Raw genomic sequence first — 13,739 nt, 5'->3', positions numbered from 1 at the left:
AGGCTGGAGCCGGAGTGAACGCCGCCGCGTGGGCCGAGGCAAGCTGGAAATTTTGGCGAGCGGCTATCCAGCTGCCCGTCGCGGCGTCAGATTTACGGCGCTCTCAGCCGGCGGCGCGATCTGCATCAGGATGGTCTGGACCGGAGATGCGACTTCGATCCCGTGCTGCTGGAAGCGCAACTTCATGCGGCGGTTGAATTCGCGCTGGACCGGCCAGCGGCCGGCCTCGGTGCAGCGGATCTGGCCGACGATCGACACCATGGCGCCGTCGACCTTGTCGATGCCCCAGAGATCGAGGTCGCCGCGGATCAGACTACGGAATTCAGGCTCGCGCCGCATCTCCTCGACGATGTCCTTGAGGATCTGGCCGGCGCGGTCGGTATCCTCCTTGTAGGCAACGTTGACGCTGACGGACGCGTTGCCGGCGCCGCGGCTGGCATTGGTGATGGTCGTGACCGCGCTGAACGGCACGATGTGCACGGCGCCGTCGCCGGCGCGCAGGCGGATGGTGCGGATCGAAACATTCTCGACGACGCCTGACAGCCCCGAGACGCTGACGTTGTCCCCGACCTGCACCGTGTTCTCCAGCAGCAGGAACAGGCCGGTGATGAGATCCTGCACCAGCTTCTGCGAACCGAAGCCGATGGCGATGCCGACGATGCCGGCGCCCGCCAGCAGCGGGGCGACATTGACCCCGATCTCGCTCAGCGCGGTCAGGCCGACGACGGTGGCAATCAGGCACAGCAGCGCTGTCCGCAGCATCGGCTGGAACGTGCGCAGGCGCGCGGCGCGGGCATAGTGGCCGTCCCGCGACAGCGTATTGATCTGGCGGTCCAGCAGCGCGTTGCTGGCTTCCCAGATCGCCGCGGCGATGAACACGGCGATGCCGATCGTCGCCACGGCCGAGATCAGCCGGCCGCCGATCTGACCGCCATAGAACCAGACGATGGCGTCGACGCCCCAGACCTCGAGCACCGCCACGAAGCCGATGAAGGCGATCACGCCGGAGACGATCTTGCGCAGCAGCGGCAAATAGCGGTTGGCGCGAATCTCGAGACCGGGAAAGCGTTGCAGGATCTCCGGCTTGATGCGGAAGCCGCGATCGATCAGGCTCAGCGTCACCATGATGGCGACGCGGGTGATCAGCACCACAGCGATCGTGCCGACGAAATATTGCAGCAGCAGCGAATAGCCATTGCGGATGTTGAGCGCCCAGACCGCCCACAGCGCGATGTCGAGCGCGATGGCGGGATAGTGCCAGCCGGCGGCGATGCGATTGCGCATCCGGGCCGTAATGCCCTGCCGGTCGGCCGGCGCGCGGATGGCTTCGGCGACCTGGCGGCGGCATTGCAGGATGATGACGACGACGAACAGATGCACCACCAGCATCACCATGCGCAGCAGCGCAGCGTAACCGGCGCGATGCAGACCGAGCAGCAGCGCCACATTGGCAAACGCAATGCCTGAGACACCGACGCCGACGATGCGGCGCGCCCAGATCTCGATATAGGCCGCCGTTTCCGGGCGAACCGGAAACAGGCCGTAAGGTCCGGCCAGCGCACGGACGATACAGATCAGCCCGCGCGAGAACGCATAGGCGTTGACGACTGCGAGGATCACGAGGCGGACGACGCCGGCATTACCGATCTCCGTTCCAAGCAGCGCCGTGGCCACGCCGACGAAGACGAGCACGGGAAGCAGTTCGAGCACGAGCCGGCCGAGCACGAAGGGCAGCCGCAGCAGCAATTGCCACGCGCGCGCCAGGCTGACGCGGCGCCGGTGCTGCTCGGGCTGGGCGGCGACGCCGGACGCGGATGCTGGCGGGTCGCCAGCGGCGAGCGCCTGCACTGGTACGTGCACGGTCTGCGGCACGCGCGCTTCGAGGAAGATGACAGGTCGACGGATCAGCCGGAAGATCACCCATTCCGCCGCGAGGGCGCAGCCGAACACCAGCGCGAGCTTCCAGGCGATCTCGATCAGGAGGTTGTAGGCGGCCGGATCGTTCGCGGTGCGGACGATCCAGTAATAGAACGCCGGAAAATGCGTGAGCGTGCGCGCGACATCCGCGACCTCCCGCGAAATCTCTCCGATCTCTTCGGACACGGTGAGCAAAAGCTGCGCACCGAGGCCGTCGGCCGCGAGCGGAATTGGCGATTTCTGCTCAGGCGCGGGCTGCTGCGGACCGGAAGCAGTCGCGATCGCGCGCAACGTGTCGATCATTTGCGCGCGCTTCTTGTCGTCCTGGAGGGTCTCCAGCGCGCGTTTGGCTTCCTCAGGCGACAGTGCGGCCGCGTTGCCGGCAGCGGGCACAGCCGGTTCGGCACGAGCCGGGCAGAGAGACGAGATGGCGAGGAAGAGAGCGGCGAAAAACGCGGCGGCAAGCTTATGCGACACGAGGATTCCCTGAAACAATAGATGCGCCCCGGCGGGATCGGAATCGTCACCGCCGAAGCGCATGCGTCATGTCGGATGGGCGCTATTCGCCCGCGCCCTGTGTCGGAAGTTTGCCGATGAGGCGACCATCTCTTGGCATTTGCTGCAACGCAGGATCTGGAACCATAGCTTCGGCGACGATGCCCGCGCGTTGAAGTGCGGTGAGCGCAAGCGTCTCTCGCGTCATTCCGGGGCTTGGACCCGGAATGACGGTGAGGAGGAGAGAAGCGGATATCAGGACATTCGCGCCGGCGGGTCCGTCAGGGCGCCCGACGCGATCAGCGAGCTGCAAAGCGCACAGCGCCGGGCAGGTAGGGGCTATGCCACACTGATGCAGCCCACTAGACCTTTACCCGGCGTGCCGTTCGCGGTTTCTGCCGCTATGCGATGGTCCGAACGAACTCCATCGCACTTAACGCGGCTGGATCTGCGGAGGTGGAATCATAGACCTCCCCTTGCTCTGGATGTTGCGCGTCGCGTATTCGCGACCAAAGTAATGGTCCTCCTGTGACACAAAACTGTCAAGCGGGATCAACGCCTCAGGGATCACATTTGGATGCGCGAGTTCCTTGGTGGCTACGCAGAGCAGCATGAGTTATCCCGCCGCGACGCGCCCTGCGACTCAATGCAGCGGAATAAACTCTTCTCGGCAGCGTTTGTGATGACGAGGATATTAGCCTCCCCCTCGCGTTCTCGATCATTTCCAGAAAGCCAGACATGAAGAAATCGATTTGCCTGACCGCACTCGTCGCGCTCGTCGCCGGACTTGGATCGGCCGCGGCGCAGTCCCCGCCGCAAACCTCGACCAGGAAGGTCGACGGCACCGAGAACGTCTACGTCTTCCGCTATGGCGGCCATCAGTCGATGTTCGTCGTGACGCCGCAGGGCGTGATCGCGACCGATCCGATCTCGTATTTGCGTCCCGCGAAGCCCTATATCGACGCGATCAAGGCCGTCACCGACAAGCCGATCAAGTACGTGGTCTACAGTCATCACCATTACGATCACATCGCCGGCGGCAAGCCGTTCAAGGATCTCGGCGCCACCTTCGTCGCCCACCGGCGGACCAAGGAACGCTTGCTCGAATTGAAGAAGCAGAATTCGCTGCTCGCCGACGTCGTGATGCCGGACCAGCTGGTCGACGACAAGAAGGCCATCACACTCGGCGGCACCACGCTGGAGCTGAACTATGTCGGCCGCAACCATTCCGACAACTCGCTGGTGATGCGGCTGCCGAAGGAAAAGATCGTCTTCGTCGTCGACTTCGCGCCGATCGAATCCATGCAGTTCCGCAACATTCCCGACAACGCCTCGCCGCTGGAATACATCGCCTCGCTGAAGAAGCTCGCCTCGCTCGACTGGGAGCGGATGATCCCCGGCCATCCCTATGCCGGCGGCCGCTTCGGGACCAAGAAGGACATCGAGGACGACATCGCCTATATGGAGGACCTGTCCGTCGAGGTGAAGAAGGCGGCCGATGCCGGCAAGTGCTTCGACACCGCGATGAAGGAAGTGAAGCTGCCGAAATACGAGAAGTGGGCGAACTACGAGACCAGCCTTCCCGCCAATGTCGAGCGCTTCTGCTACTGGTGGAGCCGCGGGTATTGAGGGGCGGCTTGCGCTGAATCGTAGGGTGGGCAAAGCGAAAGCGTGCCCACCAATCTCATCTCGGGAGAAGCGGTGGGCACGGCGCAAGCGCGCCTTTGCCCACCTACGGGATCCGAGACCTCGCTGCTACTGAGGGGCACCGGCGCGATGGTGGCATCATGCCCCCTGTTTTGCCCGACGAGTCAACCGCATTTCGCTAAATCCGAAAAATCCTGACGCGAACAATCAAGCCATTGATTTCACTATCATCGGCTACTGTGCATGGGGTTGTTTTCGCTTTTTCATTTTTCCCGCTTCCTTGGCTCCTCCTTTTCCAGCGCCTTGCGGATTTCCTTGAACTCTTCCAGCGAGGACTTGTCGGCGCGGGGAAAGCGCAGGTCGAGCTTGTCGAGCGCTGCGACGATCGCAGAGCCGATCACGACACGTGCGAACCATTTGTGGTCGGCGGGGACGACATACCAGGGCGCATGAGACGTCGCGGTGTGGCGGACGATGTCCTGATAGACCGCTTGGTAGCGCGGCCACAGCGCGCGCTCCTTGATGTCGCCCATGGAGAACTTCCATTGCTTGGCAGGGACCTCCAGCCGTTCGAGAAAGCGCTGCCGCTGCTCCTCCCTGGAGACGTTGAGGAAGAACTTCAGGACGATGGTCCCGTTGCGCGCCAGGTAGCGCTCGAAAGCCGTGATGTCCTCGAATCTTTCCCGCCAGATGTTCTTGGTGATGAGCTTGGGCGGCAGCTGCTCCTTGGCAAGGATCTCCGGATGCACGCGCGTGACCAGGCATTCCTCATAGTGTGAGCGATTGAAGATGCCGATATGGCCGCGCGCGGGCAGCGCAACCACGTGACGCCAGAGAAAGTCATGGTCGAGCTCGTGACTGGTGGGCTGCTTGAACGCATGGACGTCGCAGCCCTGCGGATTGATGCCATCGAAGATCGCCTTGATCGCGCTGTCCTTGCCGGCAGCGTCCATGCCCTGGAAGATCAGGAGCAGCGACCAGCGGTCCTGGGCATAGAGTTTCTCCTGGAAGTCGGAGAGGCGCTGCTTGTTGGCGTCGAGGATGTCCTGCGCCTTCTCCTTGTCGAGATCGCCCTTCGCGTTGGTCTTGTGCTCCTTCAGATGGAACTTGCCCGACCCGTCGTAGCGGAACGGCGTGATATAACGGTCAAGTTCCTGGGCGAGCGATTTGGACGGCTTCTTGTTCATGAGCGCGGGGCACCTTGCGTTGCGGCTTCAGTCGGTCGAGCAAGCTACCAAGGATACCCTTGGGAAGGAATATGATGAAAAGGACGAGCAGCACGCCGTAGACGAGGTTGTCCCAGCCGACCGCCTTGGTGCCGAAGCCGATACGGAGGGTTTCCGCCAGCAGGATGGTGATGACGGCACCGAAGGTCGGGCCGAGCGATACGAACAGGCCGCCGACGATCGCAGCGAACACCATCTGGAGCGACACCGCGATGCCGCTGACCGTGTCGGGCGTGATGAACATCTGGTACTGGCAATAGACCGCGCCCGCCAGCGCCGTCATCACCGCGCTGAGCAGCGTGATCTTCAGCTTCTCCGCCGTGACATCGACGCCGGCGGCGGCCGCGGCGTCCTCGTCCTCCGAGATCGCCTCCAGCGCATAGCGCGCCATGCTGCGGTCGACCCAGTGCCAGACCACGATGCCGAACAGCCAGACCCCGAGCGCGATCAGGTACCAGGTGATCTTGTCGTCGAATTGCAGCGCCAGCAGCTTGTTCCCCGAGGCGCGGTTCGGCGTATAGCCGAGCGAGCCGCCGGTATAGTCGCGCGTGGCCGTGATGACCTGGAGCACGATGCCGGACAGCGCCAGCGTCACCAGCACGAAATAATGCCCGGTGATGCGGAAGCGGAAGCAGGGATAACCGACAATCAGCGCCAGCACGCCGGCCGCGGCCATGCCGATGGGAATGCCGATCCAGGGCGACCAGCCGAGATGATTCCACAGCAGCGCAGTGACGTAGGCGCCGATCCCCATGAAGCCGCCGTGGCCGAGCGAGACCAGGCCGAACCGCCCCATCATCGACCACGACGTATAGGCGAACGACCAGATCAGGATCAGCACCAGGATGTGCAGATGATAGGGATCGCGGTAGACGAAGGGCAGCGCAACCAGCGCCGCCAGCCCGACCGCCCATGCTGCAAGCCGCCACTGCCCCGTCATCGCCGCCTCGCAAGCAGGCCCGCGGGCCGGATGAACATCATGACGATGAAGAAGGCGAAGGCGAGCACATAGCCCCATTCGAGGTCGGAGAACAGGCCGCCGAGCGAAATGATCTCGGCGAACACAAAGGCGGCGATGAAGCCGCCGATGAAATTGCCGAGCCCCCCAAGCACGCAGATCAGGAAGGTGATCGGCCCGAACGACAGGCCGACGAAGGGATGCACGTCGTATTGCAGGACGAGGAGGCAGGCGGCGAGCCCGGCCAGCCCACCGCCGATCGCGGACGTGATGAGATAGATCCGCCTGGTGTCGACGCCCATCAGCGCCATGATCTGCCGGTCCTGCGAAATGGCGCGGATCGCGGTGCCGGTGAAGGTGCGCGTCATGAACAGGTAGACCGCGACCATGCCGACCAGCGCCGCCAGGAACGAGAGCAGCCGTGCGTAACTGAAATTCATCTCGCCGAAGGCGAGCACCGGCAGGCGGATGCCGAGATTGCGAAAGTCGATGCCGAAGGCGACGGTGGCAAAGCTCTGCAGCACGAACAGCACGCCGCCGGTGGCGAGCAGCTGGTTGATCGGCGGCGCGGTGAGCAGCGGCGCGATCACGAGGTAATGCAGCGCGGCGCCGAGGATCGCGACGATCAGGATCGTGAACGGCGCGGCGACGAAATAGCTGAGGCCGAAGTACTGAACCATGAAATACATGGCGTACATGCCGATCATCACGAGCTCGGCGTAGCAGATCCAGGTCACGTCGATGACGCCGAAGATCAGATTGAGCCCGAGCGCAAGCAGCGCCAGCACGCCGCCGAGCAGGATGCCGTTGATCACGGCCTCCAGCAGGTAGATGTCGAATATGTCCAGGAACGCCTGCATGCCCATCACACCCCGAGATAAGCTTCCTTGACCGTGTCGCTCGCCAGCATCTCGGCCGACGTGCCGGAGGCGCGGATCGTGCCGGCCTCGATCAGATAGGCGCGATCGACCACGCGCAGCACCTGCTGCACGTTCTGCTCGACGATCAGCACCGTCAGCCCGCTGGCGCGAATCCGCTTCACCAGCTCGAACACCTGCTGCACCACGACCGGCGCAAGTCCGGCAGACGGCTCGTCGAGCAGCAGGAGTTTCGGATTGGACATCAGCGCGCGGCCGATCGCGCACATCTGCTGCTCGCCGCCGGACATGGTGCCGGCCATCTGGTGGCGGCGCTCCTTCAGGCGCGGAAACAGGTCGAACACGACCTCCAGCCGCTCGGCGTAGTGGCCGCGCGCCTCCTTCATGAAGGCGCCCATCTTGAGATTGTCGTCGACCGAAAGCTGCGGAAACAGCCGCCGGTTCTCCGGCACATGCGCGATGCCGAGGCTGACGATCTTGTGCGGCGGCGTCGCCACGACGTCGACACCCTCCATCCTGATCGACCCACGCGAGGGCCGGATCAGGCCGGAGATGACACGCATTAGGGTGGTCTTGCCGGCACCGTTGGGACCGATGACGCCGACGGCCTCGCCGGCCCTGACGTCGAGACTGACGTCGAACAGCGCCTGGAAGGTGCCATAGCCGGCATTGACGCCGCGGAGCTCCAGCATCACTGCACTCCCGCGCGACGCCGCGCCGCGGCCGCCGCGGCCTGCGTGGTCTCGGCATCGGTGCCGAGATAGACCTCGATCACGCGCGGATCGCCCGCGACCGCGCTCGGCAATCCTTCCGAGATCTTCTCGCCGTGATCGAGCACCATGACGCGATCGACGACGCGCATCAGCACGCCCATGATGTGCTCGACCCAGATGATGGTGATGCCGAGCTCGTCGCGAATGTTGCGCAGCATGTCGGCGGCCTGCCCCATCTCGGCCTCGTCGAGGCCGCCGAGGCTCTCGTCGGCGAGCAGAAGCTTTGGCGCAGTGGCGAGTGCCTTCGCCAGTTCGAGCTTCTTCAGGCCCGCCGCCCCCAGGCCATCGACGCTGGCGTGACGATCGGTTGGCAGGCCCACCATCGCAAGCGAACGCTCGGCCGCTTCCTCCGCCTTGATACGGCTGTGGCGGCCTTGCCCGTAGAAACCGGCGAGCGCGACATTCTCGAAGATCGTCAAACGGCGGAACGGCCGCGGAATCTGGAAAGTGCGACCGACGCCGCTATTGATGATCCGGTGCGGCGCAAGGCCTGCGATCTCACGCCCGTCGAACAGGATCGAGCCTGCGGTCGGCGCCAGCGTGCCGGAGAGCATGTTGAAGATCGTGCTCTTGCCCGAGCCGTTGGGCCCGATCAGGCCGAGGATCTCGCCCTGATCGACCCTGAACGACACGTTGTTGACGGCGGTGAAGCCACCGAAGCGCTTCACCAGCCCGCTGACTTCCAGCACCGCCCTGCTCCGCCGCTACTGGTTGCTGTAGGTGGTGCCCTTCGGCAGCGGCAGCACGGCCTCGCGCTGCGCCTGACTCTTGGGCCACACCACGGAGGACTTGTCGTCGATGTACTGGATCACGACCGGGAATGACCGCTCGTTCTGCCCGGCCATCGGCGTGCCCTCGCCGTAGAACTTCACGCCGAAGCCGAGCATGGTGCCGCCTTCAGGGATGTCAGTGTCGAGCGCTGCCTTGCGCAGCGCATCGGGATCGACGCCGCCATACTTCTTGATTGCGCGCGGCAGCACATCGGCCATGAAGACGTAGGTATTGGACGCGCCGATGCCGACATGGGCCGAGCGGATAGCGACACCCGGCCGGATCTTGTCGAATTCCTCGCCGACCATCTTGATTACGGCCGGGAGTTTCGGGTCCATGGTCTTCTGGTTGGCGAGCCAGATCGAGATCGGATCGGTGTTGAAGATGTAGGTGGCGTCAGCGCCCATGCCCTCCTTCAGCTTCTCATAAACGCCGTAGCCCGCGCCATGCCCCATCAGCGCGCCGAACTTGAGGCCCTGCTCGCGAGCCTGACGCAGCAGCAGGGTGATGTCCGGATTGTAGCCGGTGTGGAAAATGACATCGGGTTTTGCGCGCTTCAGCTTGGTCACCAGCGCCGACAGATCCGGCGCGGTGGCCGAATAGCCTTCCTTCATCACGACGTTGAAGCCGGCCTTCTTCGCACCGGCCTCGTTGCCCCTGGAGACGTCGACGCCATAGGCGCCATCCTCGTGGATGATGGCGACGCGCAGGTCCTTCGGTTCCTTATCGAACTTCGCCTTGGCGTTCTGCGCGATGAAATCCATCGTCATCATGCCGAACTGGTCGCCGCTCGCCTGCGGGCGGAAGACGTATTTGTAGCCCTTGTCGTTGAACACGGCCGACGAGATGCAGGTCGTCATCCACATGAACTTCTTGAGCTGCTCGACGCGGGCCGCCACCGGAACGCATTGCGCCGAGGAGAAGAAGCCGAGCACCATGTCGACCTTCTCCTGCTCGAGCAGACGAACGGATTCGTTGATGGCGATGTCGGGCTTGCTCTGCGCGTCGGCGTAGACCGCCTCGATCTTGTAGCCCTCGACGCCGGTCTTGGCGAAATGGTCGAGGATGATTTTTGCGCCGATATAGCCGAGCTCAGAGCCGCCGCCCGCGAGAGGCCCGGTCAGGTCGAAAACGACGCCGATCTTGATCTTCTTCTCTTGAGCTTTCTCCTGGGCCTCGGCCGAAGCCATCAAGCCCGTCGCTGATATCGCGACCAACAGCCCACGTACCAAGCGGGCAGCCATGCGCAGACGCATCAAAACCTCCCTGGACGATTGTGCATTGCATTCTTTTTGCTTTTGCTTTTTGCCCATCACATGGGCTGAGCGCAGCGATGTCAAGCCTCGCGCGTCAGCGCGAAGCGAACTGCTGCTCGATAAAGGCCGTGACAAATCGCGGCATGGTCGGCGTGAGATCATCCATCCCGCGCACGAGATGGATAGCCGACAACTCGGGCTCGACCTCGCGCGCGAGATTGGCCTCGATCCGGGCACGGGCGGCTTCGCCCGGCATATTCAGGTTGAGAACCTGCATCATTGCAATCGACGGGCCGGTGACGACACAGTGCCATCCAGGCTCGGCCTGATAGTCGCCTTCTGTCAGGCCGGTCTCCTCGCCGAGCTCGCGCACAACGCTGCCGGGAATGTCGAGTGCACCGTCCCTGACGTCGTCGAGGTCGGGCGTGCCAGAAGGGAAATAGATGCGCCCTGCATTGGCGGTGTGCTGCGCCATCTCGCCCATGATGAAGGCGCCGTCGGAGGCGCGCAGCGCCCCCATGCCGAAGCCGTTGAACACCGCCTTGTCGGGAAACCCCCAGTCGCGCCAGGCGAGGAAGCTCGCAAAATCGGTTTCGAAATAGGTCGCGGCAAGATGGCCATGCGTGAAGACCGCGTCGCGCCCGAGCAGGACCCGGCCGTTCCAGATCTTGGGCCGCTCGCGCTGCTTCTCGGCGAAATGCGCCGCGATCTCGGCGCGCCGCTCCTCGGCGAACGGCCAGACGATCGGCCGCACCGCGAGATCAAGTGTCGTGACGCGATGAATGACCAAAGATGTCATGACGCCAGCCTACCAAGCGATAGCGTCAGCTATTTGGCGCTCCCCGTGGTCTTCTTGGCCTGCTCCACGTACTTGTTGGTAAAGGTCTTGCTGACGTCGATCTTGGCGTTGGCCACCTCCGGCGAGCCGACGCTGAACACCGACAGCACGGCATCCGCGCCCTTCGGGTCCATCTTGCCGGTCTCGGAGAACATCGGGATCGTGTTCTTCAGCGCAGCAAGATAGAGGTCCTTGTTCTTGCCGACCGTCTCCTCAGGCATCTTCGCCATGATCTCCTCGGGCGAGTGCGAGTGAATCCAGGTGAGCGTGGCGAGGATCGCGTTGGTGAGCGCCTGCGTCTCCTTCTCGTGCTTGGCAACCCATGCCGCAGTCGAATACAGCGCACCGCCTGGATATTCGCCGCCGAACGTCTCGAGCGTGTCCTTCTGGGTGCGGGTGTCGCTGAGGATGCGCAGATCCTTGTGGCTGCCCTGGAGCACGGTGACGGAGGGATCGAGCATCACGGCCGCATCGATCTGGCCCTGCTCCATCGCGGCGACCGCCGTGGCACCTAAGCCGACGCCGATCACGGCGGTGCCGGCGGGATCGAGCCCGTTCTTCTTCAGCTGGTACTTGAGGAAGAAATCGGTCGAGGAGCCGGGCGCACTGACGCCGACCTTCTTGCCGGCGAGATCCTTGATTGATTTGATTTCACTGGTGTGCGCGGGCGAGACCACCAGCACGAGCCCCGGATAGCGATCATAGACCACGAAGGCCTGAAGCTCCTGCTTCTTGGCGGCGAGATTGACGCAATGGTCGAAATAACCGGAGACCACGTCGGCGCTGCCGCCGAGAACGGCCTTGAGCGCGTCCGAGCCACCCTTGAGGTCCACCAGCTCGACATTGAGGCCGGCCTTGTCGTATTCGCCGAGCTGCTTGGCCAGCACCGTCGGCAGATAGCACAGGCAGGAGCCGCCGCCGATTGCGATGGTCACCTTGCTTTGCGCCGCGGCAAATCCTGTGGTGAGCGTCAGCGCGAGCAGCGCGCCGGCGAGCCTGGCAATCGTGTTCTTCATTGGTTTCCTCCGTTCGGCTGGCGGCACCATAGAGCAGCCGGACTGGCTTGAGAAGCACTGCCTAAGTGCACTGGTCATCGTCCTTTCGGCGCAATAGCATCAGCCCACAACAACAATTCTTGATGGGGAGGATCAACCATGAATCGCCTTGCAATCGGGCTATCGATCGCCGCCGCCTTTGCCGCCGGATGCGGCGCCAACCAGCTGCTCCGCCCGGCCCTGGCCGCGGAGAACGTCACGGCACAGATCATCCACACCGGCGAGATGGAGGGCGATGCGCTCGGGCCCGCCAACCACGTCGGCTACCGCTCAAAAATGTTCGCGAGCGCCGACGGCGCCACCATCTCGATCCAGGTCGGCAATGTGCCCAAGCACATGCATCCGAACACCAACGAGATCCAGTACATCCTCGACGGGACCGGCACGATCTGGCTCGGCGACAAGGAAGTGACGGTGAAGCCGGGCGACCTCGTCATCATCCCCAAGGGCACGCCGCATGGCGGCACCAAGCCGATCAGCGGCCAGGTCAAGGCGATCGCGATCAAGACGCCGCCGCAGGCGCCGGACGATACCAAACTGCTGGATTGAGACTCACTCCGTCAAGGCGGGGCGAATGTTCGGGCTCGCGCCGCTGCGCGGCCCGCTTCGTGAATTCCGGCGCTAGATCGGGCGCGCCTGCTTCCGGATTTCGTTCGCGATCGGCTTGAGGGTCTCCCCCGGAAGCTGGCCGACCAGCGTGTAACCCATGCCGCCATCCGCCCACACGAAGCCCGCGACATCGCCGGTCGATTGCGGCATCATCGGCGTATCCAGATTGCGGTTGCTCATCGGACGCGTCAGCACGACGAGGCGGTCACCGCGGTCGTCATCGTACATGAACATCGCGGCCGGGCCATGGGACGTCGCAACCAGGCGCCCCCCCATCAACCTGTAGCCGGAGACAGAGAGGTCCGGCACCTTCACCGGCTGCTTCAGCCGGCTGGAGACCCATCGCGTTAGCTCCGCACTCTCGGAGGCGCGTATCTCGACCGGCCGCACGCGGTCCGGTGCGTAGACGCCATAGGAATAGGCCGCCTCCTGTGCCAGCGCAGACAGTCCGTTCGAGCCTTCCTGCAACACGCTGCGCATGGTCCATCCGCCGAGACCGCCGATACCGAGGAGCAACATCGCAGCGATCGCTCCCCACGTTCGCAGAGGACGCCGCTTTCGGCTCTCGATGATGCGCGACAAGTTCAATTCTGCCGGCAGCGGCTCATCGGCGATCGACGCAAGCGCGCCGCGCAATTGCTCACGCTGGGCAACGAAGCCCGCAACGCGCGCGGCAACATCCGGATGATCGTCCAGATAGGATGCGACCTCCGCGCGACGCTCGGGCTCGAGCGCATGGTCCACATAGGCGTGGAAATCATCCTCGGTGATCGGCCGCTGGTTCATTTCACGCTCCGCAAAGCCACGACATTTCCCGTCGCAACGCCGTCCATCTCCTGCTGCAGTCTCTCCCGCGCACGCGACAGGCGCGACATTACGGTCCCGATCGGGATGTTCAACACCTCCGCGGCATCCGCGTAAGAGAGATCCTCGACTGCGACCAGCAACAAAACGGCCCGCTGCTCCTCCGGGAGTTTCGCAAGCTTGCCCAGGACGTCCTGGTAGATCAGCCTGTGCTCCTGCTCCGCCGCGCTGACAAGTTCCCGCTCGCCTGCATCGTCGATCGGCATGTGCCTGCCCCGCGCTGTCGCCTGGCGAAACTGAGTGACAGCCAGGTTGTGAAGGATGGTGAACAGCCAGGCGCGCACGCTGCCGTCGCGCCGCTGGTGCCAGCGGCTGACGGCTCGCTCCAGGCAATCTTGAACCAGATCGTCGGCGGCCGCGCGTTCGCGCATGAGCGCGCGCGCATAGCGGCGAAGCGCGGGGATCAGCGGCTCGACCTGAACCAGCATGTCCTTCATGAAGCGCTCCGCCAC

Annotated in this window: 13 protein-coding genes; 2 read left to right on the top strand and 11 right to left on the bottom strand. The window is 63.8% G+C overall.

Translation table 11 applies throughout. The features are described from left to right. Nucleotides 1–63: 63 nt before the first annotated feature. Complete coding sequence (locus WHZ77_RS08855; protein ID WP_375313327.1) at nt 64–2,394, bottom strand: mechanosensitive ion channel domain-containing protein; 2,331 nt, start codon at nt 2,392–2,394, stop codon at nt 64–66. A 756-nt stretch (nt 2,395–3,150) separates the two neighbouring features. On the opposite strand from WHZ77_RS08855, the gene WHZ77_RS08850 reads away from it, so the two are divergent. Continuing rightward, nucleotides 3,151–4,041, top strand: coding sequence for an MBL fold metallo-hydrolase (locus WHZ77_RS08850; RefSeq protein WP_375313326.1), 891 nt, complete (start codon nt 3,151–3,153; stop codon nt 4,039–4,041). Between the two features lie 281 nt (nt 4,042–4,322). Here WHZ77_RS08850 and WHZ77_RS08845 read toward each other — a convergent pair whose 3' ends face one another. The 8 genes from WHZ77_RS08845 to WHZ77_RS08810 form a co-directional block, all read right to left on the bottom strand. Next, nucleotides 4,323–5,246: a polyphosphate kinase 2 family protein gene (locus WHZ77_RS08845; protein ID WP_375313325.1), complete on the bottom strand. Its 924-nt coding sequence runs from the start codon at nt 5,244–5,246 to the stop codon at nt 4,323–4,325. Continuing rightward, nucleotides 5,206–6,225 carry a branched-chain amino acid ABC transporter permease gene (locus WHZ77_RS08840; protein ID WP_375313324.1) on the bottom strand — a complete coding sequence of 340 codons (1,020 nt, stop codon included), beginning with the start codon at nt 6,223–6,225 and terminating at the stop codon, nt 5,206–5,208. The genes WHZ77_RS08845 and WHZ77_RS08840 overlap by 41 nt, the downstream gene beginning before the upstream one ends. Continuing rightward, the gene (locus WHZ77_RS08835) at nt 6,222–7,103 is read right to left on the bottom strand and encodes a branched-chain amino acid ABC transporter permease (RefSeq protein WP_375313323.1); all 882 of its coding nucleotides are present in this window, start codon (nt 7,101–7,103) and stop codon (nt 6,222–6,224) included. The genes WHZ77_RS08840 and WHZ77_RS08835 overlap by 4 nt, the downstream gene beginning before the upstream one ends. 5 nt (nt 7,104–7,108) lie before the next feature. After that, nucleotides 7,109–7,813: an ABC transporter ATP-binding protein gene (locus tag WHZ77_RS08830; protein ID WP_375313322.1), complete on the bottom strand. Its 705-nt coding sequence runs from the start codon at nt 7,811–7,813 to the stop codon at nt 7,109–7,111. After that, complete coding sequence (locus tag WHZ77_RS08825) at nt 7,813–8,583, bottom strand: ABC transporter ATP-binding protein (RefSeq protein WP_375313321.1); 771 nt, start codon at nt 8,581–8,583, stop codon at nt 7,813–7,815. Before WHZ77_RS08825 ends, WHZ77_RS08830 begins: the two co-directional genes overlap by 1 nt. A 15-nt stretch (nt 8,584–8,598) precedes the next feature. After that, nucleotides 8,599–9,921 (bottom strand): ABC transporter substrate-binding protein, encoded by a 1,323-nt coding sequence (locus WHZ77_RS08820; protein ID WP_375313320.1) that lies wholly within the window; start codon nt 9,919–9,921, stop codon nt 8,599–8,601. 94 nt (nt 9,922–10,015) lie between these two features. Then, on the bottom strand, nt 10,016–10,720 hold the full coding sequence (locus WHZ77_RS08815) for an NUDIX hydrolase (RefSeq protein ID WP_375313319.1): 705 nt from the start codon (nt 10,718–10,720) through the stop codon (nt 10,016–10,018). Nucleotides 10,721–10,749: 29 nt separating this feature from the next. Next, nucleotides 10,750–11,775 (bottom strand): ABC transporter substrate-binding protein, encoded by a 1,026-nt coding sequence (locus tag WHZ77_RS08810; RefSeq protein WP_375313318.1) that lies wholly within the window; start codon nt 11,773–11,775, stop codon nt 10,750–10,752. 138 nt (nt 11,776–11,913) lie between these two features. Here WHZ77_RS08810 and WHZ77_RS08805 point away from each other — a divergent pair, with 138 nt between their 5' ends. Then, complete coding sequence (locus tag WHZ77_RS08805) at nt 11,914–12,363, top strand: cupin domain-containing protein (RefSeq protein ID WP_375313317.1); 450 nt, start codon at nt 11,914–11,916, stop codon at nt 12,361–12,363. Between the two features lie 72 nt (nt 12,364–12,435). Here WHZ77_RS08805 and WHZ77_RS08800 read toward each other — a convergent pair whose 3' ends face one another. Both WHZ77_RS08800 and WHZ77_RS08795 read right to left on the bottom strand, forming a co-directional pair. Next, nucleotides 12,436–13,209, bottom strand: coding sequence for an anti-sigma factor family protein (locus WHZ77_RS08800; RefSeq protein WP_375313316.1), 774 nt, complete (start codon nt 13,207–13,209; stop codon nt 12,436–12,438). Continuing rightward, nucleotides 13,206–13,724, bottom strand: coding sequence for a sigma-70 family RNA polymerase sigma factor (locus tag WHZ77_RS08795; RefSeq protein WP_375313315.1), 519 nt, complete (start codon nt 13,722–13,724; stop codon nt 13,206–13,208). The genes WHZ77_RS08800 and WHZ77_RS08795 overlap by 4 nt, the downstream gene beginning before the upstream one ends. Nucleotides 13,725–13,739 lie beyond the last annotated feature (15 nt).

The sequence above is a fragment of the Bradyrhizobium sp. A5 genome, assembly GCF_042076515.1.
GTDB lineage: Bacteria > Pseudomonadota > Alphaproteobacteria > Rhizobiales > Xanthobacteraceae > Bradyrhizobium > Bradyrhizobium cosmicum.
Note: the sequence above shows the minus strand (reverse complement) of the source record. Positions and strands in the feature narration are given on the sequence as shown.